The sequence below is a fragment of the Thermosediminibacter litoriperuensis genome (genome assembly GCF_008124715.1).
Lineage (GTDB): Bacteria > Bacillota > Thermosediminibacteria > Thermosediminibacterales > Thermosediminibacteraceae > Thermosediminibacter > Thermosediminibacter litoriperuensis.
In genome coordinates, this window is sequence record NZ_VNHO01000001.1 from 35,168 (window position 1) to 52,880 (window position 17,713).

The window sequence follows — 17,713 nt, forward strand, 5'->3', positions numbered from 1 at the left end:
TTTATTACCCTCCACTAAAACTGATATTAGTCAAGATACCCGCTGTGCTTGGCAACAATTTCCATTAACTTGATAAGAGCTCTTACTGCCCATCTCGCGCGATCTTCTATAATCTGCCCGTTTTCGTCCGTAGTCCCGAGCCCGGGGGAAATCATTATATTTGCATCGTAAGCCACTGTAGGAATAACCCCCATCTGGGCCACCCCGCTCTGGAATATGTTGGTCCCTGCGTACATATCTTCTATCGAGAATATAGGGAGCCCTAGTTCGTCGCCGTTCCAGGTGTTTTCGTAGTTGACTTCCACCGCTCTGCTGTTGTAAGACTTAGTAATTATCAATCCTTTCTTTATCTTCGGATGTATCTGTTCAAATTCTTCTTTTACAATGTTGTAAAGATCGTCTACCGGTTTTGTGAGTTCTTCGGGATTTTCTCTGAGCTCCTTTAAAGCCGCGATGACCCCCAGTAGAGCTTCCTTGCCCGGATCGTTGGTCACGTATGCTGCTTTCCCATAAGACGCCGTCGTACCGTACCTGTCTCCGTGGTAACCCAGTGCCCTCCTTATATGGACCATATATTCTTCTTTTCCGACGATGAGACCTGCCGTCGTCGATTCGCTGGCTTTATCAAGGCTGTAAATAATGACGTCCGCCCCGCTCTTTCTGATGTCGTGGCCGATGAAGGGCACTCCCCAGGCATTGTCCAGCACGTAGGGTACGTCAAATTCATGGGCAATTTCCGCCAGCCTCTTCTGGAGCACCGGTGTTCCTTCCCCATCCTTAACGCCGTAACCGTAACCCGGAGTGTCGTAAGCTAGAGAAGTTATACCGGCGAACATGGATGCTTCTCTTTCAGCCGCAACCCTAATTTTTTTCGCTGAAGCTTCAGGGTCTACTTTGGTCAGGAGTATTACCGGAAAATATTTAATTCCGTGCACCGAATAATCTGCACCCACTAGAGGTACTATATGGGTACTCAAGTTGTTTTGCCTTTTCCCGTAAAAGCCCAGCTCTCCAGCGGTACATCCGCGATCGGACAGAATATCCTTGAACCTCGGAGGGAACGGCCTTCCGTATCCACCGTGGTGATGCAGATGCTTTTCATAGGGTATGATGTACCTGCTAAGGTAGTTATCTCCCCTGCCCTGCATCGGTGGGGTAAAAAGCACATCAAAGGTCACCCACAGGCCCGCCTCACAGGTGTTGATAGGCGCCGCATCGTATTCATCACCGTATACGTCCTTTACGATAGCCCTGATTTCGTCCACCAACTTCGCCAGGGGAATAACCTCGGTACTTCCCTTATCAACCGCTTCTCTGACTTTTTTTGTAAGCGGCGAAGGACAGCCCGATATCGCTCCTGTCAGTCCGAATTTTCCTCTAATCTCCGGGGGTATGCCGATTTCATCGGCAGCTTTCCTGGCTTCCGCATAGATGTTTGCGATGTTGGCCTGAAGGTGTCTGTACATCTCGAATTTCTTTTTAAATTTCGGCATGCTATTACCTCCTGAAAAAGATTTATTTAAGCTTTACAATCATCTCAATTTCACAGGGGGCATCCATCGGCAGCTCGTTAACCCCCACTGCCGAACGTGCATGGGCTCCGGCCTCTCCGAATATTTGATCCAGCAGTTCCGAGGCACCGTTTACTACCTTTGGCTGCTGGTTGAAACCCTCGGCGCTGTTTACAAAGCCTACTACTTTTACTATTTTCTCTACATTATCGAGACTTCCCGCCAAGGCCTTAACAATGCTGAGGCAGTTCAGAGCGCATATCCTTGCAGCTTCATACGCCTCTTCCACAGAAATATCTCTGCCTACCTTCCCCTTATACTTTAATTCTCCATTTACAAAAGGTATCTGTCCGGCAGTGTAAATGTATTTATCTACCAGAACTCCCGGGACGTAAGCAGCGACAGGTTTAGGCGGCTCCGGCAGTACGATGCCCAATTCCTGCATTCTTTTTTCGAGAGACATAGCGCACCTCCTTTCCGTTGCTTGTTCCCCGATGGTAACTTCTGCATCCAGTTCAAGCCCCATCTCATTGCCTGAAACCAGATAGGGGGCTTTTACCACAATGTTATAATGGTTTGGCATATGTGTCTCGTCGTAACCCGCTATACTGCCTATAACCCTGCCGTTGATTTTTACTACATCGCCTATGACTACAACAGCGCTGTTTTTAACTGCAAAAAATCCTACATAGGCAATTCTGTTTACAGTGTCTCCAGGACCCTTTGCCTCATCGGTAACGATCAGTTCGTGCACCTCGCCAGCCTTCAGGCACCTTGAGGGCTGGACGATTAGGTTCAAACCTCTTGCCTCGTATTTTCCATCCAAGACTACTACCAGGCTGCCTTTCAAAGTTTTTTTTCGTACGTATGGATTGGTCGTTCTAAACATACCGGTTTTGTATGGATCTGCCATTGGCTACCCCCTCATCACTGATGAGCTATTACATTTAAGTAATTCGACATTAAAATTGAAAATCCTTCTTACTCAATTATTTTTTTCAACTGAGTACAATACAGCGGTATCACACACCAGGGGCAACCCATTCCATCATTATCCTGTAAAACCTGTCAAAAAACGTCTTTTTCCTGATATCCTGAATCGATAAAAGCGGTACACGGCGGACTAAAACACCCTCGATGAACACATGTATCTCCCCGACGACCTGATCTTTAAAGACTGGAGCCGGTACGAAAGGAGGTACAACGAATTTTATCTGTGCCTTTTCACCATCCCGCATAGGCAGGGCCACGTCTTCTCCGGCTATAAGGACCGCCTTGTTGATGATGCCGCCTTTCACAGGAACGGCAGTGTAGATCTTATTTTTTGTGACCAACCTGTTTAACCTGTAGGTAATGAAACCGTAGTTTAAAAGCTTGAGGGAATTGGAAAAATGGTCGTGGGCGTTAAGAACTACCGATAAAAGGCGCAATCCGTTTCTTTCCGCTGTCGCTACAAGACACCTGCCGGCCTTTCCCGTATAACCCGTTTTCACACCATCTATTTCTTCGGAGACCCTGAGTAACCGGTTGGTGTTGTATATATGTCTCGGGTGCTTTCCCTCGGTTATAATTATGTCTTTCGTGCTCACTATTTCTCTGAACTTTGGAATATTCAGAGCATAGCGTGTTATCAAAGCCAAGTCCCTGGCTGTAGTAAAATGCCCCGGTTCGTCCAGACCATGAGGGTTTTTAAAGTGGGTGTTTTCAGCGCCGATTTCCCGTGCCTTTAAATTCATCATATCCACAAAGGTTTTTACGTCTCCTCCTATGTGTTCAGCAATAGCAATCGCGGCGTCATTGCCTGATGGCAGCAACAGTCCGTAAAGCATGCTTTCCAGAGACATGGTTTCTCCCGGCTCCAGGTGAAAGGAAGAACCTCTTACTGACGCCGCTTTACGACTTACGGTAACAGTAGAGGTAAGATCCCCTCTTTCCAGAGCCACGATTGCCGTCATTATTTTGGTAGTACTTGCCATAGGAAGTCTCATGTCCGAATTTTTTTCCGCCAGAATCCTGCCTGAAACCGGATCCATAAGTACATACGCCCGGGCACTCAAGGAAAGATCTGACTCTTTCGCTTCGGAGTCGGAAATAAAAAAGCCCGAGGCAAACAATATAACAATTACCATGGCAGCCGAAACGCATTTTTTGAGCATAAAATAATCCCTCCAGCTAAGGTTATTTTTTGTAGAAAGAGTGTTTAAAATTCCGCTAAAAGCTGGGGGGATTTACAGTAGTTACATATAAATTTTGCTTATTGATTTTTATATAAAATATTGCATCCGAATTCCTTGGCTATTTTCTCCGCTTCCTTAATATCCTCCTCGCTACCTATCGACCAGCCTCCTTTTAAAACACCGTTAACATATATTTCGACTCTCTCTTTCTTGAATATCATTAATTTTTCGTGCCGCTGTTTCATTTGATTTACCTGCCGCATGACGGCTTCGTCGGGATTTATACCCATAACCTTGAGGGCAATTAAAAGACACGACAGTGCATCTTCCAGTTCCCGCTTGGCTTTTGCCGTTTCGCCCCTCAAAAGTGCTTTAAGGGATTCAGCAACTTCCTCGTTAAGGTGACTTATGGCTTCCTTAGGGTCCGTTGTCTCGTATTTTCTGTTTTCCCATATCAGGTTCATAGCCTCCTGAAGTTCCATTTCTACTCCTCTCCCGGAATGATGATATTTGCTTTTTCTATTTTAACAAATAAATAAGGCCCAGTCTACTTTGGCTGGACCACAATGGGTTCTTGATTTTTTTTCAGCACTGCTTTTAGCTGATCTAGTATTTGCGGCGCTGCATCTATAACCCTTTCCCACATGGCGTTTTGATGTACCGGCAGCAGTCTGACCTGCCCCTGCCCTACCACCATAAAAGCAACGGGTTGCACCGAAACGCCCGCTCCGCTGCCGCCTCCAAAAGGCATTTTCTGCGGTTCCTGGTTTTTATCTTTATCCTGACCGTTTTTTAGCGGCAGCTCGCTCCCTCCTGCAGCAAAACCAAAGGTGACTCGAGATACCGGGATAATAACATTACCGTCCGGGGTTTCCACGGCATCTCCTATTATGGTGTTGACATTTACCATGTCCTTTATGCTTTCCATGGCCGTTTTCATGAGGTTTTCAATAGGATGTCCGTCCATCTTGCTCTCGATCCCTCACCTTTTTTGTGCTCCAACCTTGATGTCAGCAATAAAAGCCCTGCGATAATAATATGACCTATTCTCGTGTTTATTATACTTTCTAAATACAGCTCCGTAGTTGGATTTTCGCTAAAATCCGGCTGTATATCCAGCGATAAACAGGAATTATACAGGTTGAAAAGGCGGTATAAAACAAAATAAGCCAGGCCCCAAATCATCCCAGCGGATATGCCGGTAAGAGCAGGATCACCGAATCCGTATTTTATTCGAAGCGATATTTTTTTTATTTTGGCGATTTTAAAAATATAACGCAGCAATCTTTGGGACGTCATAGAATAATTATTTGACGTCGTTTTTGCGGCTCCCTCTCCGGCATCTGAAGAGATTAATGAATTCCTCTGTATAACTATAAGTCCCAAAATCGATATTTTTATATATATTCTTTTTTGTGAATCTTTCCAGCTGAAAGTTATATTGTAGGATACGGGAATAAGTACAATAAGTAAAACGGTTAAGCCGATTACTAATAAAACCAGCACTTTAATCCCCTTGTTTTATGTTTAATCGAGCTTGGCCAGTTCCTCAATAGAGTTCAGGCCGAAGTATTCCAGGCAAAACTGAGTGGTGCCGTATAAAATGGGCCGTCCCGGCGCCTCCAGGCGTCCCATTTCGCATATAAGGTTTTTTTCTAATAAGCTGTTCAGGGTTTTTTCCACATTGACGCCTCTTATCGCTTCAATTTCGGTTTTCGTTATCGGCTGCTTGAACATTATTATCGCCAGGGTTTCTAGAGCAGCCCTGGAAAGCTGGCTTTTTACTCTGGGTTTAAATATCGTTTCAATATAAGGATAAATGTCGGGCTTGGTAGTTAATCTAACCTTTTCGCCCACCTCAGATATCAAGATTCCTCTTTTTTTCGAATTATATTCCTGTTTCATATCATTTATCAGGCGCACGACCTCCTCTTTTGGGACTTCCAGCGCCTTTACCAGGTCTTCCACCGCCACCGGGTCGCCGGCTGCAAACAAAATACCCTCCAAAATCCCCATAGCCCGTTCTCTGTCCATCAGGCTTCCTCCTTTAAAACGACTGTTATCTCGCCGAAAACCTCGTTCTGGTACGCTTTTATTTTGTTTAATTTTATCAATTCAAGCACTGCAAGAAAGGTAACTATTAGCTCCAGCCTAGAAGCATTTCTCCTGAACAATTCCCTAAAAGATACCTTTTTTCTACTGGAAATTATGCTATAAACCTGTTTTATTTTTATCTTCAGGGGCAAAGGTTCCTTCAATATCGTCCGGGGATTTAGATTTTCGGCAACCTTCTGATTCCTTATAATTCTGGAAAAGGTGGATATGAGATCGTCAAAGGTTATCTTAGAAAGCGCAAAATCATCTTCCCATAAAAAGGAGAGATCCTCCGGCTTGCGCTTGAAAATCCTGCTCTCACTCTCCTCTTTTTCTTTCAGAATCATCGCTATATCTTTATACTTCTTATATTCCATCAGCCTGTCCACCAGCTCATTCCTTGGATCCTCTACGTCCGTTACGGCGCTTATCTCCATCTGAACATCGCCGCTCTTCATAGGCGGAAGCAACATTCTAGATTTTATACTAAGTAAAGTGGCGGCCATCAGCAAAAATTCGCTGGCCAGGTTTATATCTAGTTTTTCAAGCCCTTCAAGATAGCTCAGATACTGATCCGTCAGCTCTGATATGGGTATATCGTAAATGTTAATCTGGTTCTTTTCTATAAGATGGAGAAGAAGGTCCAAAGGACCTTCAAAGGCTTCGAGTTTTACGTTTAACGCCACGCATTTCACCCTTTTTATTTGTTTAAAAAATCAACAAGCCGGTTAAAGCGTCCAAAATGTTTACAACTACGAATAAGAGGGGTTCAAGGATAATATCTATGATGTCGAAATAAACGAGAAATATAAGAATTAAGGGACCGTAAGTCTCCAGCTGCGCGAGTGCATCACTCAAACTTCCGGGCAAAAAACCTGACAGTATCTTGGACCCATCAAGAGGGGGTAAAGGTATCAGGTTAAAAACAGCCAGGATCAAATTATAAGAGAAAAGCGTCTCTATAAAACTTGCCGCAACTCCCGAAAAAGTATCTAATTTAAGCAGCGCCAATGTTATAAAGGCGAGCAGTAAGTTCGTGAGAGGCCCTGCCATTGATGTAAGTATCATACCGGTTTTACTGTTCCTGTAATACCTGGGATCCACCATTACGGGTTTTGCCCATCCGAATTTAAATATCCACAACATCAGTAGCCCAATTGGATCCAGGTGTGATATCGGATTTAGAGTCAATCTGCCGGTCCATTTGGGAGTAGGATCTCCCAGGGCGTAAGAAACCCTCGCGTGGGCATATTCGTGAAAAGTAATAGCTATTAAAAGGGCTGGAATTCTGATCAGCATCTCCGGGCCGGAAAAATAGGGCATTTACAACATCCTTTCGCATAATATTTCCCAACAGCATTATACCATTTTTGTTTTTATGAAAAAAGTGCGCTCTCGCGCACTGTGAATTACAGGATAGAAGGTATTGCCTTCTTTTCTGGTTCGAATATCTCGTTTCTGAGCAGGTCCCGGTACGTTTCCCTCTTCACCACCAACCGGGCGTTACCGTCCCTTACGAAAACCACCGCCGGTCGCGGTATCATGTTGTAATTGCTAGCCATTGAGTAATGATATGCGCCCGTGCAGAAAACGGCCAGAATATCTCCAGGGCTCACCCTCGGTAGTTTTATGTCCCAAATAAGCATATCGCCGGATTCGCAGCACTTACCTGCTATCGAAACAGTCTCTTCTACAGGCATGCCGGCCTTATTGGCCAGAACCGCTGAGTATTTTGCACCGTAGAGGGCTGGCCTTATATTGTCGCTCATTCCTCCATCCACACTGACGTATTTCCTCACGCCCGGAATATCCTTAATGGCTCCAATTGTATAAAGAGTAATTCCCGCAGGTCCCACAATAGCCCTTCCCGGTTCTACCAGTATCCTGGGAACAGCCACGTCCAGTTCCCGCGCCCATCGCTTCACTGCTTCTACCAGTGCCAACAGGTATTCTCGGGGGTGGAGTGGTTTATCGTCATCGGTGTATTTTACGCCAAACCCGCCTCCAAAATCGAGCTGCATTGTAATATACCCGAACCGTGATTTAACCGATTTCACCAATTTCATCATGACTTCCGCCGCCAATGCAAAGGGCTCTGTTTCAAATATCTGTGATCCTATGTGGCAGTGGAATCCCACCAGCCTTACGCCCTTTATCCCGAGGGCGCTCTCCACTGCCATCATCGCCTGACCGTTTTCAAGGCCGAAACCGAATTTGGAGTCCAGCTGTCCGGTCTTTATATAGTCGTGGGTGTGGGCCTCAATCCCCGGGGTTATACGTAGCAAGATATTCACCCTTCGCCGCAGCTTTTTTGTAAGATCGTTTAATATTTCCATCTCATGAAAATTGTCAACGACTATCTGACCTACATTGTATTCGAGGGCCATTTTCAATTCTTCGTAGGACTTATTGTTGCCGTGAAAGTATATCCTTTCCGCGGGAAACCCGGCTTTTATCGCCGTATAGAGTTCTCCACCGGAAACTACATCCAGATATAGACCTTCCTGTTCTGCTATCCTGCACATGGTCATGGTCATAAAGGCCTTTCCCGCATAGATGACACCGCTGTCTGGGTGGAGGGAATCGAGTTCTTCTCTGTAAAGCCTGCAATTTTGCCTTATGAGGGACTCATCCATAACGTAAAGCGGCGTACCGAATTCCCTGGCAAGGTCTACAGCATCACATCCGCTTATTTCTAGATGACCTTTGCTGTTAATGCTTATATTACCGTGCTGCATTTTCGCTTTTGCTCCTTTCTTAAAATAAAAAAGACAACCGTAGATATTTGCCGGCTGTCCTTGCTTTCATACAGGCAAATACCTCCTCTCTCCCCAAAGTAATGAAGTAGCGCTCCACCAAAAAACCGGGGGAATTTTTTGGTGACAGTCCTATATCTGTTCGATATAGGCCCAGCACAATCCTCCGAGAATTGGATTGCACTTCGGCGACGACCCCTTTCCCCCTGCATCCACGGCCTCTCGCGCCTCCACAAGGGTACTCTTGGTCTGTCGCGCCTCTACCTCAACTCATTCCGAGATGAGGTATGCATATTTTTTGCTTACTATAACATATACTTTTCCTATTTGTCAACAGAAAAATTTTTTACCTTGACTCGAATTTTTCAAGAGCGCTTACCATTACCACTTTAAGCAGAGCCGCTACCGGGACTGCCAGAATCAACCCCCAGACTCCGAAAAATGTGCCTCCGATCAACAAAGAAAGGATAACCGTAATCGGATGTAACCCTAGGCTTTCGCCCATTATATGGGGAGATATTATACCGCTTTCCACCTGCTGTATTAAAGCGAAAGCAATTACTACCCAAGGCACTTTGCGGGGGTATTTCAGCAAAGCTATCGCGATCGCCGGTATAGCTCCTATTATGGGCCCAAAGTATGGAATTATGTTTGTTATCCCCGCAAGAATGCCTATCAGTAGAGCAAAATCTATCCCCAGGATGTAAAGCGCCAAGCTCGTCAGTATCCCCACAATTAAGCTTACAGTTAGCTGCCCCCTTACGTAACGCCCCAGTGTGGAATCTACTTTTCCCACCCAATGAAAAACCCGGTCACGGTATGCATTAGGGATGTACCTGGTCATACTATTTTTTAACTTATCGAGGTCTTTCAGTATGTAAAAGCCGAGTACTGGCCCCAGGATAAAGCTGAACAGCCCTGAAAACCAACTCAGCAGGATGCCCACCAGGTTTTGTAGAAGATCCAGGAGTAAGCTCTCCATTTGATCTATATTCCTGTCGATAACTTCCTGAATCCCCACCGGCAGGCTGTTCCTGTAGTTTTTCCTGAATCTATAGACAAAATTTTGAAATTCCCTGGCATAGAAAGGCACGGTTTCAATCAACTTGTTCAGCTCTGCTATAACTACCGGCACTATGTAAATCATGGCCACCGCCAGGGAACACAAGAGTATAAAGTATATTAGTGCAACGGCCACGTGTCTCTTAAAGCCCTTCACCGTTAAGAATAAGACTATCGGGTTCAGGATGTAGGCAATCAAAATACCGACTCCACAGGGAAGCACTACATTATAAAGTTTGTCCCTCACCCTGTAAATCAGCATAACCAGTAAAATAAATACGATAAATAAAAAAAGCCGGTATAAAAATATCCGGTCAGAAAAGATTTTGGCGCGCATTTGTCCCTCACTCTTTTTCTTTAACGTTTTTAATCAAGCCCGTGGTCTTCTTTTTTAAGCCCCTGGAAATTTTAAAAAGCTTTTTTCCTGCCCGCATCGCCGATGAAGGTCCGAACAGTACCGCCATCAAAGCACCGGCTAAAATGCCTGTAAAAAGCCCACCCATAAATCCAGACCTCATGATGAATTACCTCCGTTTATTGCTTCTTTTCTTCCGTAGGGCACGAGACTGCCGTCATCACACAATTCGAAAACCGTTACTTTATTATTGTTTATCGAAAATTCCACGAAACAGTCCCAGCAATAGTACTGATTGGTGCCCACTCTGCCGGTAGAGTTTCCTCCGCATAAAGGACAGTTCAACTTACCCACCTTCTTAAACGATCTATCCATATTTTCTCCAAAAAAACAAAAAAATACACCTTTTTAGGGTGTATTACCTAATTCTCTCGCTTATAATCCCGCCGCCCAAAACCACATCGCCGTCGTAAAATACAACTGACTGCCCCGGCGTCACAGACTTTTGAGGCTCGTCAAAAACCACCTTTACCATCCCGGAGTTCAAAGGCATAATTTCAGCTGGCTTTTCGTCGAAATTGTAGCGTATTTTGGCCAAAACCCGCTTTTTTTCGGTCAGTGCATCAAAAGCTATCCAGTTAACCTGATCGGCAGTAAATTCCTGCGTCAAAAGGTCCTTTTCTTCGCCGACTACCACGGCATTTCTTTTACGGTCAATATCAACCACGTAAAGCGGCTTTCCGGCCGAAATTCCGAGGCCGCGCCTCTGACCTATTGTGTAAAAGGCGATCCCTTTGTGTTGTCCCAGTATTCTCCCGTTTTTATCCACAATCGGACCGGGTTTTATCCTTCCGGAAGCTTTTTCTTTTAAAAACTCTTTGTAGTCGTCGTTCACAAAGCAGATTTCTTGACTATCGGGCTTTTCGGCAACGGGTAGGCCGGCTTCCTTCGCAATATCTCGAATCTGGCTTTTTGTAAAATATCCTAAGGGCATGAGCAGGTGTTCGAGCTGATCCTGGGTCAGATTGTAAAGGGCATAAGATTGATCCTTACTTTTATCTACGGCCTTTTTCAAAAGGTACCTGCCTGACACGACATCGTATTCTATCCTGGTGTAGTGACCGGTAGCCAGGTAATAGGCATCGATTTCCATTGCCTTATGCAAAAGAGCCTCGAATTTGATGTACCTGTTGCAAGCTATACAGGGGTTGGGAGTCCTGCCCCTCACGTATTCCTCAATAAAATACTCTATTACTTTCTGATTAAACTCTTCTTTGAAATTCAGAACGTAATACGGAATCCCGAGTTTTTCGGCCACCTTACGTGCGTCATACACGGCGCCTATGGAACAGCAGCCCCCTTCCCGGTAGGTATAATCTTCGGAAGGGTCCTGCCAAATCTGCATCGTTATACCTATAACTTCGTAACCCTGTTTTTTTAATAAATAAGCGCAGGTGGAGCTATCCACTCCACCGCTCATTGCAACAACCACTCTATTTTTGTTCAACGACATTTTTGCTCTCCTTTTTCTTTTTGTAATCCTCTATGGCTGCATGCAGGGCGTCGGCGGCTAAATTGGAACAGTGCATCTTGACGGGCGGCAATCCTCCCAGAGCCTCCGCCACCGCCTTGTTTGAAACATTTAAAGCCTCATCTATGGTCTTACCTTTAACCATTTCTGTAACCATGCTGCTGGTGGCTATAGCAGCCCCGCAGCCGAAGGTCTTGAACTTTATGTCTTCAATTACATCATCTTTAACTTTTATATATATTTTCATAATGTCCCCGCAGACGGCATTCCCTACTTCACCAATTCCGTCCGCATCGGGTATTTCTCCCACGTTTCTGGGGTTTGTAAAATGGTCCATTACTTTTTCGTTATACATCGATCACTACCTCCCTTCCTTGGGAAAAAGAGGAGACATCTGCCGCAGCTTCTCTACTATGCCCGGAAGAACTTCCAGCACGTAATCCACGTCTTCCTCGGTATTGTCCCTTCCAAGAGTAAGTCTCAAAGAGCCGTGAGCTATTTCATGCGGCAATCCTATAGCCAGAAGAACGTGCGACGGTTCAAGGGACCCTGATGTGCAGGCCGAACCGCTGGATGCACAGATGCCCTTCATATCAAGATTGAGCAGGAGCGATTCGCCTTCTATATATTCAAAGCATAGATTCACGTTGTGGGGCAGGCGCTGGGTAGGGTGCCCGTTCAATATCACGTGAGGAATTTTTTCCATTATGCCCTTGATCAACTTGTCTCTCAGGTGCGATAGCTTTTTGTAATGGTCTTCGAGTTCCCGCTCGGCTAGTTCCGCAGCTTTGCCCAGGCCTACTATACCGGGCACGTTTTCTGTACCGGCTCTTCGTTTGTTTTCCTGGGCTCCTCCAGTCATGAAAGGTTTGATCCTGGTGCCTTTACGGATATATAAAGCCCCCACACCTTTAGGACCGTATATTTTGTGAGCGGAGATGCTTAAAAGGTCCACACCCAATTCGTCAACTTTTACAGGGATTTTGCCTACGGTTTGCACCGCATCGGTATGGAAATAAACCTTCCTGTCCAGTTTTTTCAAAGCCTGCCCTATTTCCGATATGGGTTCTATCGTTCCGATCTCATTGTTAGCGTGCATGATCGTAACAAGTATGGTCTCATCTGTTATGGCGTTAATGACATCTTCGACCTTTACCAAACCGTATCTGTCCACCGGCAGGTAGGTGACCTTAAAACCCTCTTTTTCGAGATCTTCACAGGTATGGAGTACAGCATGGTGTTCTATTGAAGTTGTTATAATGTGGTTGCCCTTGTCTTTATTTGCATGGGCGATACCCCTGATAGCCCAGTTGTCTGATTCGGTACCACCGCTGGTAAAGAATATCTCCCTTGGGTCGGCTCCGACAAGACGAGCTACCTTCTCTCTAGCTTCCTCAATGGTCGCTTTCGCCTCCCTACCATATGAGTATACGGTCGATGCATTACCGAATTTCTCGGTAAAATATGGGAGCATGGCTTCGAGCACTTCTTTTCTCATAGGGGTAGTACCGGCATGATCCATATATATCCTTTTCATAAAACCCATCTCCTTTTAAACTTTATTTATATATAGTACATGTAATTTTGCGACTCGGCTTTGCGCTTCTCGGCTTCGTCACACATATCCTGAAGCGTTATTGAATCCATGGCTGCGACCATGCTGTCTCTTATTTTCTCCCATACAATGCGCATTATGCAGTTTTCTGCTTTATCACATTCCAGCGGGTCCTGTTCCAGCACGCAGTCTACAAGTCCGATAGGTCCTTCAAGAACTCTAAGTACGTCGCCCACGGTGATCTCCGCAGGTTTTCTGGCCAGCATATACCCGCCCTGGGCTCCCCGGACGCTTTTTACGAGACCTGCCTTTCTCAAAATCATCATGAGCTGTTCCAGATAATGCTCAGATATATTTTGCCGGTCAGCTATGCTTTTGAGGGGAATGGGACCCTCTCCGTAATTGACAGCCAGGTCAAACATGGCTTTAAGTCCATACCGACCTTTTGTGGACAGTTTCAATTTAGACTCGCCCCTTAATTCCTATCGTTTTAGTTGGTTTTCTGTTAATAATATACTCCAAACATAGGTAATTGTCAAGTTAAGAAAAAAAACCTTTAAAAAAATAAAAGCTTTGATTTTTCAAAGCTTCAGCATAAATACTAAATTTTCAGGTCTATATGCCGGCCATTCCGGTGTGGCGATTTTTCCCTTTTTTTATCTTTTTCCCTTTTACCATTCTCTTTTTCGGGTGTAACCTGAAGCCGTTCCGCTCTCGGAAGTACATTCACTTTTTGCTTCATAACCTGGAGCTGTTCCTGAAATTGTGAGGCCGTTATGCTTTGCCCTGCTTCACCGGCGTCTTTCAAGACCTGCTGGTTTTTGGACACCTCTGTCACTTTTGGAATGACTACCTGCAAGTCAACCGGCCGCATAGCTAAAAACTCACCTACCTTCGTACGTTCCGAATTTTATCTGACCTTCATAATTGTAAAAAGTAGCGTGTTCAATCTTATCTCTCAATTTCATGCTCGCGTTACCGATAACAATATTCACGCCAGGATAGATGGCATTATAAGCCGAAACTTTGGCCCTAACTGAATATTTTATAATAAACTGGAGCTTTTCCTTTTCTTTGAGAAGATCTTCCTTCTGTTGCCGGAGCATTGTTTCTGAGTCTCTCAGCTTTTCCAGCATGTGAAGTTTATCGGGTGTTAAAAAGTCTTTATTATGTATCTTTTCTAACATTTCAACCGTTTTCTTTATTTTTTCAAGATTTCTTTCTACATATTCCAGGTTTTCATTGATTTCCTGAAGCTCTTTTTTCTGCTTCGGGTTTATACCAACCTCAACTTCAGTATACGTAGCCATCGGGGAACCTATGATTTTTGCATTTATTTCTTCGCCGGCTTTGGCACTGCCGCCGACCAGCTGGCCTTTCTTACCGCTCACTTCTATCCTGTTTCCAGCCGAAAGATAGCTGTGCATTATCGCCTCATAGACGATAATATTTTGCCCGGCTTCTACTGTGCTGTTTTCAATATACTTTGCCACAACATCCTGGGCGGCTTTAACAAAGCCTTTACCCATACCCTGTATACCTCTTTTTAATATAACCTTCCCGCCCGATATTATTTCAGCAGATTCCACGTAACCTTCCACCTCTACATCACCTTCGGCTTTTACTTTATATCCGCTCTTTATATTCCCGTAGATCTTTACGCTGCCTATGAAATCTATATTTCCGGTGGCAGGCCCTACATCTCCTCTTATCTCCATTATAGGCAAGACACTTATATGTCCGTCGAATATTACAGGATGCCCATCAATCCCGGAAAATATCTTACTTCCGTCTTCGGACAAAATTACATTCTTTCCTGTACGTAATTTTACCTCCTTCCCGTCTATTGCAGGTATCGTCTTTCCCGTTATTGTCTTGCCCGGTAAACCTTTTTCAGGCGGGATTATTTCTGCAAGCAGCTGTCCTTTTGTTACATTCGTAATAAAACCGAGATCGCGAAAATCCACCTTGCCGTCTTCAGCAATTTTGGGCTTCAATTCCTTATGCACTTCAAAATAGTACTTAATTTCCCCATCTTTTCCCGCTTTTGGTTCCAATCCTTTCGCAATCTGGATCCTGCTGCAAAATATACCCTTGTCCAGCATCTCCTTTATTTTTTCTACGTCTATCCCATATTCAACGCCCTTTTTGTTCAATTCGGCTATAATATCCTCCAGGTTAAGCATTTCCCCGCCTTTTGGCGGCGATAAAGAGATTACTGCACTCATCTCGTCTTTTGAGATTTCGATCTCCATCTGAGAGTCTTCAATGGTCTGCTCTTTTGCATAACCGTCAGATTCACCGACGCTCACGATATCCTTTGCCTTTCCCATAACTGATTTTTCCACTGGCTCTAACCCCCTATTACCTGAAATAAGCCCTTTTCCTGCTCAAACTACCCCTTAACCTTAAAACGGCTTTGGTATGGAGTTGTGAGATTCGGGCCGGTGACAGATTAAGGACAACGGATATTTCTTTTAAATTCAGACCTTCGTAATAGTAGAGGGCGACGACCAGCTTCTCCTTAGGTGGAAGTTTATCGATGGCTTCCCCCAGTATTTTCTTTATCTCTTCTTTTTCGACATGAGATTCAGGCCCGCCGTTATCTTCCACCGCAACCGAAAGTATTTCCTCAAGAGAAACTAAATTCGTTGCCGCTAATTCCTTATAAGTCTGGTGAAGTTCAGCCATGGTAATGTTTAACTTCCTGCAGATATTCTCATCTTTTACATTTCCATTCAATTCCTGTTCCAGTTGAGAATAGGCGTCTTGTAAAAGCCTGGCTTTCTCCATCGTTTTCTGAGGTATCCAGTTTAACCTGCGCAGCTCATCAAGCATTGACCCTCTGATCCTGGTATAAGCAAAAGTCTCAAATCTTACTCCTTTTCCGACGTCATAGCGTTCAATGGCCTGTAGAAGGCCGATGACACCGGCACTCACCAGGTCGTCGTAATCTACAGAGGGCGGTAAATTTATGGCCAGACGGGCTGCTATATGCTTTACGAGAGGTATGTACTCTTCTATAAGTCTTTCCTTCAAATTTGAGTCTCCGGTATTTTTGTACTCAATCCAGAGATTTTCGGCTCTGACTGCCTCCTGCACCTGACCACCCCAAATCTACAGTATTTTTATTCCATGTCCTATGGTCTTCACCGTCAGTTTGCCCGTATTGCAGCAAAATTCTATGGTCCTGCCATAATTTCCTTCAACGTCTTCTGCCACAATGTCTATTTTCATTTTCGCCAGTTTCATCTTCACTGCTTCTACGTTGCGCTTTCCTATCTTCATAATACTGTTGTCCGATTTTACTTGAAACATTTGTGACCCACCGGCTATCTTGGCAATGAGTTTCTTAGAATTTGCTCCTGCTTTTTCAAGTTCTACGACAAGCAAATCAATGGCTGTATCTGCAAATTTCCCTGGATTAAAATCCTTCTTGCCGCTCAAGCTGCTGTCTGGAAGCATCACATGAGCCAAACCGCCTATTTTCCTGGTACTATCGTATAACGCTACTCCCACACAGGACCCCAACCCAAGAGATACGAGCAATGCAGGTGCTTTGGCCGTTTTATATTCCCCCATCCCCACGCGAATTATCTCCATCGAAAGATCTCACTCCAATTGTTTTTAAAAGTGTGCTGAAAGATTTGTCATCATCGGGTATAAGGTAAAAGTGAACTTTAACCCCATCCAGTCCTTCTTCGAATTCGGTTTCCATTAAAAAGGCTGTATCTCCCATGCAGCCATAAAGGCTTAACGGAAAACTCAGTATGGCACCGGCCATGTCGATGGCGAGGCTGGGCACGGAGATTCTTAAAGCCAGCTTAGTAAAATCGGAGAGAGCTGCTATAAAAGCACTGGCAATTATGTTCCCCAATTCCTTCAAGGCTGATTCTTCCATAGCCGTCAGTTCCAGCACTTCTTTTGATTCGCGGAGTATAATTTTCAATAGATTGAGTGTATCGCCGGCCTGTATAATGAATAAAATATTGAAGCCCAGATCTCCTTCTACTCTTAAAAAAATCCCAGTGACCGGATTCTCAGGCCCGCCGACTGATTTTGATACTTCATCAAAGGGTAAAACCTTTACTTCCGGTATTTTCATCTGTACCTTCTGAGATAACATCACCGACAGAGCCGTCGCCGCGTTACCTGCCCCTATGTTGCCGATTTCCTTAAGGGCATCAAGCTCAAAAGTGGAAAACATATTCCTCAAACCTCACATTATGGCCCTCTGTTCTGTCTCGCTGGGCCTTAATATTTTTTCAAGATTTAATATTATAAGCAACTTGTCGTTTAATTTACCCACCCCTTCTAAAAACTCCGAATTGATGTTTCCCGCTACGGAGGGTGCGGGTTCGACAGCATCCTGAGGCAGCTGTATAACCTCCGTAGCAGAATCCACAATCATTCCCACAGTTAAATCATCCACCATAACTATAATGATTCTCGTATCGCCGGTAATTTCGCCCGGAGGTAGGCCGAATCTCTTCCTCAGATCTATTACCGGAACTATTTCACCCCTCAGGTTTATAACTCCTTCCACAAAATACGGCGCTTTCGGAACTCTGGTTATAGGCATCATCCGCTCGATCGTATTCACCTGCAGTATATCCACCCCATATTCTTCCTGCCCCAGTCTAAAAACCACAAACTGGCGAACTTCTTCCAT

23 protein-coding genes, 1 pseudogene and 1 riboswitch are annotated in these 17,713 nt (G+C 44.7%); all 24 genes and pseudogenes read right to left on the minus strand.

Going from position 1 to position 17,713, the window contains the following annotated elements; genetic code table 11:
- Positions 1 to 26: 26 nt before the first annotated feature.
- Entirely contained in the window at positions 27 to 1,493 is a 1,467-nt protein-coding gene (locus LZ11_RS00205; RefSeq protein ID WP_148865494.1) for a hypothetical protein, read from the minus strand.
- 22 nt (positions 1,494 to 1,515) lie between these two features.
- Positions 1,516 to 1,974: an Atu1372/SO_1960 family protein gene (locus tag LZ11_RS12955; RefSeq protein ID WP_148865734.1), complete on the minus strand. Its 459-nt coding sequence runs from the start codon at positions 1,972 to 1,974 to the stop codon at positions 1,516 to 1,518.
- Positions 1,975 to 2,016: 42 nt separating this feature from the next.
- Positions 2,017 to 2,424 (minus strand): annotated as a pseudogene (locus LZ11_RS13115) (DUF6917 domain-containing protein); the annotation flags it as partial.
- A gap of 109 nt (positions 2,425 to 2,533) precedes the next feature.
- Positions 2,534 to 3,667: a D-alanyl-D-alanine carboxypeptidase family protein gene (locus tag LZ11_RS00220; protein ID WP_148865496.1), complete on the minus strand. Its 1,134-nt coding sequence runs from the start codon at positions 3,665 to 3,667 to the stop codon at positions 2,534 to 2,536.
- Between the two features lie 98 nt (positions 3,668 to 3,765).
- A complete protein-coding gene (locus LZ11_RS00225) occupies positions 3,766 to 4,170 on the minus strand; it encodes a MazG nucleotide pyrophosphohydrolase domain-containing protein (RefSeq protein ID WP_148865498.1) in 405 nt (134 codons plus the stop codon).
- 65 nt (positions 4,171 to 4,235) lie between these two features.
- Positions 4,236 to 4,655 carry a GerW family sporulation protein gene (gene ytfJ / locus LZ11_RS00230; protein WP_148865500.1) on the minus strand — a complete coding sequence of 140 codons (420 nt, stop codon included), beginning with the start codon at positions 4,653 to 4,655 and terminating at the stop codon, positions 4,236 to 4,238.
- Positions 4,625 to 5,194 carry a DUF2953 domain-containing protein gene (locus LZ11_RS00235; protein WP_148865502.1) on the minus strand — a complete coding sequence of 190 codons (570 nt, stop codon included), beginning with the start codon at positions 5,192 to 5,194 and terminating at the stop codon, positions 4,625 to 4,627. The genes ytfJ and LZ11_RS00235 overlap by 31 nt, the downstream gene beginning before the upstream one ends.
- A gap of 21 nt (positions 5,195 to 5,215) precedes the next feature.
- Entirely contained in the window at positions 5,216 to 5,722 is a 507-nt protein-coding gene (gene scpB / locus LZ11_RS00240) for an SMC-Scp complex subunit ScpB (protein WP_148865504.1), read from the minus strand.
- Positions 5,722 to 6,468: a segregation and condensation protein A gene (locus tag LZ11_RS00245; protein WP_148865506.1), complete on the minus strand. Its 747-nt coding sequence runs from the start codon at positions 6,466 to 6,468 to the stop codon at positions 5,722 to 5,724. Before LZ11_RS00245 ends, scpB begins: the two co-directional genes overlap by 1 nt.
- Before the next feature lie 22 nt (positions 6,469 to 6,490).
- A complete protein-coding gene (locus tag LZ11_RS00250) occupies positions 6,491 to 7,105 on the minus strand; it encodes a site-2 protease family protein (protein ID WP_148865508.1) in 615 nt (204 codons plus the stop codon).
- Positions 7,106 to 7,191: 86 nt separating this feature from the next.
- Positions 7,192 to 8,520 carry a diaminopimelate decarboxylase gene (gene lysA / locus LZ11_RS00255; protein ID WP_148865510.1) on the minus strand — a complete coding sequence of 443 codons (1,329 nt, stop codon included), beginning with the start codon at positions 8,518 to 8,520 and terminating at the stop codon, positions 7,192 to 7,194.
- Between the two features lie 99 nt (positions 8,521 to 8,619).
- Positions 8,620 to 8,809: riboswitch (Lysine riboswitch) on the minus strand.
- A 75-nt stretch (positions 8,810 to 8,884) separates the two neighbouring features.
- A complete protein-coding gene (locus LZ11_RS00260) occupies positions 8,885 to 9,937 on the minus strand; it encodes an AI-2E family transporter (RefSeq protein ID WP_148865512.1) in 1,053 nt (350 codons plus the stop codon).
- A 7-nt stretch (positions 9,938 to 9,944) separates the two neighbouring features.
- Positions 9,945 to 10,118 carry a hypothetical protein gene (locus LZ11_RS12300; protein ID WP_170240238.1) on the minus strand — a complete coding sequence of 58 codons (174 nt, stop codon included), beginning with the start codon at positions 10,116 to 10,118 and terminating at the stop codon, positions 9,945 to 9,947.
- Positions 10,115 to 10,300, minus strand: coding sequence for a hypothetical protein (locus LZ11_RS00265; RefSeq protein ID WP_148865514.1), 186 nt, complete (start codon positions 10,298 to 10,300; stop codon positions 10,115 to 10,117). Before LZ11_RS00265 ends, LZ11_RS12300 begins: the two co-directional genes overlap by 4 nt.
- A gap of 73 nt (positions 10,301 to 10,373) precedes the next feature.
- Positions 10,374 to 11,462: a tRNA 2-thiouridine(34) synthase MnmA gene (gene mnmA / locus LZ11_RS00270; RefSeq protein WP_187695039.1), complete on the minus strand. Its 1,089-nt coding sequence runs from the start codon at positions 11,460 to 11,462 to the stop codon at positions 10,374 to 10,376.
- Entirely contained in the window at positions 11,449 to 11,841 is a 393-nt protein-coding gene (gene nifU, locus LZ11_RS00275; RefSeq protein WP_148865518.1) for a Fe-S cluster assembly scaffold protein NifU, read from the minus strand. Before nifU ends, mnmA begins: the two co-directional genes overlap by 14 nt.
- Positions 11,842 to 11,847: 6 nt before the next feature.
- Positions 11,848 to 13,023, minus strand: coding sequence for a cysteine desulfurase NifS (gene nifS / locus LZ11_RS00280; RefSeq protein WP_148865520.1), 1,176 nt, complete (start codon positions 13,021 to 13,023; stop codon positions 11,848 to 11,850).
- Positions 13,024 to 13,049: 26 nt separating this feature from the next.
- Entirely contained in the window at positions 13,050 to 13,502 is a 453-nt protein-coding gene (locus tag LZ11_RS00285; RefSeq protein ID WP_148865522.1) for an RrF2 family transcriptional regulator, read from the minus strand.
- A gap of 140 nt (positions 13,503 to 13,642) precedes the next feature.
- A complete protein-coding gene (locus LZ11_RS00290) occupies positions 13,643 to 13,915 on the minus strand; it encodes a hypothetical protein (RefSeq protein WP_148865524.1) in 273 nt (90 codons plus the stop codon).
- 10 nt (positions 13,916 to 13,925) lie between these two features.
- On the minus strand, positions 13,926 to 15,389 hold the full coding sequence (locus LZ11_RS00295) for a flagellar assembly protein A (protein WP_246110647.1): 1,464 nt from the start codon (positions 15,387 to 15,389) through the stop codon (positions 13,926 to 13,928).
- Positions 15,390 to 15,405: 16 nt separating this feature from the next.
- Positions 15,406 to 16,143 (minus strand): FliA/WhiG family RNA polymerase sigma factor, encoded by a 738-nt coding sequence (locus tag LZ11_RS00300; protein WP_148865526.1) that lies wholly within the window; start codon positions 16,141 to 16,143, stop codon positions 15,406 to 15,408.
- A 15-nt stretch (positions 16,144 to 16,158) separates the two neighbouring features.
- On the minus strand, positions 16,159 to 16,644 hold the full coding sequence (locus tag LZ11_RS00305) for a chemotaxis protein CheD (RefSeq protein ID WP_148865528.1): 486 nt from the start codon (positions 16,642 to 16,644) through the stop codon (positions 16,159 to 16,161).
- Positions 16,610 to 17,248 (minus strand): chemotaxis protein CheC, encoded by a 639-nt coding sequence (locus LZ11_RS00310; RefSeq protein ID WP_148865530.1) that lies wholly within the window; start codon positions 17,246 to 17,248, stop codon positions 16,610 to 16,612. Before LZ11_RS00310 ends, LZ11_RS00305 begins: the two co-directional genes overlap by 35 nt.
- A gap of 12 nt (positions 17,249 to 17,260) precedes the next feature.
- Complete coding sequence (locus LZ11_RS00315; RefSeq protein ID WP_148865532.1) at positions 17,261 to 17,713, minus strand: chemotaxis protein CheW; 453 nt, start codon at positions 17,711 to 17,713, stop codon at positions 17,261 to 17,263.

What these genes read in the sequence shown, in the direction of transcription:
- LZ11_RS00310 (WP_148865530.1), bottom strand. Translation starts at nt 17,248, where the DNA reads ATGTTTTCCACTTTTGAGCTTGATGCCCTTAAGGAAATCGGCAACATA.
- nifS (WP_148865520.1), bottom strand. Translation starts at nt 13,023, where the DNA reads ATGAAAAGGATATATATGGATCATGCCGGTACTACCCCTATGAGAAAA.
- LZ11_RS12955 (WP_148865734.1), bottom strand. Translation starts at nt 1,974, where the DNA reads ATGTCTCTCGAAAAAAGAATGCAGGAATTGGGCATCGTACTGCCGGAG.
- LZ11_RS12300 (WP_170240238.1), bottom strand. Translation starts at nt 10,118, where the DNA reads ATGAGGTCTGGATTTATGGGTGGGCTTTTTACAGGCATTTTAGCCGGT.
- LZ11_RS00290 (WP_148865524.1), bottom strand. Translation starts at nt 13,915, where the DNA reads ATGCGGCCGGTTGACTTGCAGGTAGTCATTCCAAAAGTGACAGAGGTG.
- lysA (WP_148865510.1), bottom strand. Translation starts at nt 8,520, where the DNA reads ATGCAGCACGGTAATATAAGCATTAACAGCAAAGGTCATCTAGAAATA.
- LZ11_RS00305 (WP_148865528.1), bottom strand. Translation starts at nt 16,644, where the DNA reads ATGGAGATAATTCGCGTGGGGATGGGGGAATATAAAACGGCCAAAGCA.
- ytfJ (WP_148865500.1), bottom strand. Translation starts at nt 4,655, where the DNA reads ATGGACGGACATCCTATTGAAAACCTCATGAAAACGGCCATGGAAAGC.
- nifU (WP_148865518.1), bottom strand. Translation starts at nt 11,841, where the DNA reads ATGTATAACGAAAAAGTAATGGACCATTTTACAAACCCCAGAAACGTG.
- LZ11_RS00220 (WP_148865496.1), bottom strand. Translation starts at nt 3,667, where the DNA reads ATGCTCAAAAAATGCGTTTCGGCTGCCATGGTAATTGTTATATTGTTT.
- LZ11_RS00260 (WP_148865512.1), bottom strand. Translation starts at nt 9,937, where the DNA reads ATGCGCGCCAAAATCTTTTCTGACCGGATATTTTTATACCGGCTTTTT.
- LZ11_RS00315 (WP_148865532.1), bottom strand. Translation starts at nt 17,713, where the DNA reads ATGGAAGAAGTTCGCCAGTTTGTGGTTTTTAGACTGGGGCAGGAAGAA.
- LZ11_RS00205 (WP_148865494.1), bottom strand. Translation starts at nt 1,493, where the DNA reads ATGCCGAAATTTAAAAAGAAATTCGAGATGTACAGACACCTTCAGGCC.
- LZ11_RS00250 (WP_148865508.1), bottom strand. Translation starts at nt 7,105, where the DNA reads ATGCCCTATTTTTCCGGCCCGGAGATGCTGATCAGAATTCCAGCCCTT.
- LZ11_RS00225 (WP_148865498.1), bottom strand. Translation starts at nt 4,170, where the DNA reads ATGGAACTTCAGGAGGCTATGAACCTGATATGGGAAAACAGAAAATAC.
- scpB (WP_148865504.1), bottom strand. Translation starts at nt 5,722, where the DNA reads ATGGACAGAGAACGGGCTATGGGGATTTTGGAGGGTATTTTGTTTGCA.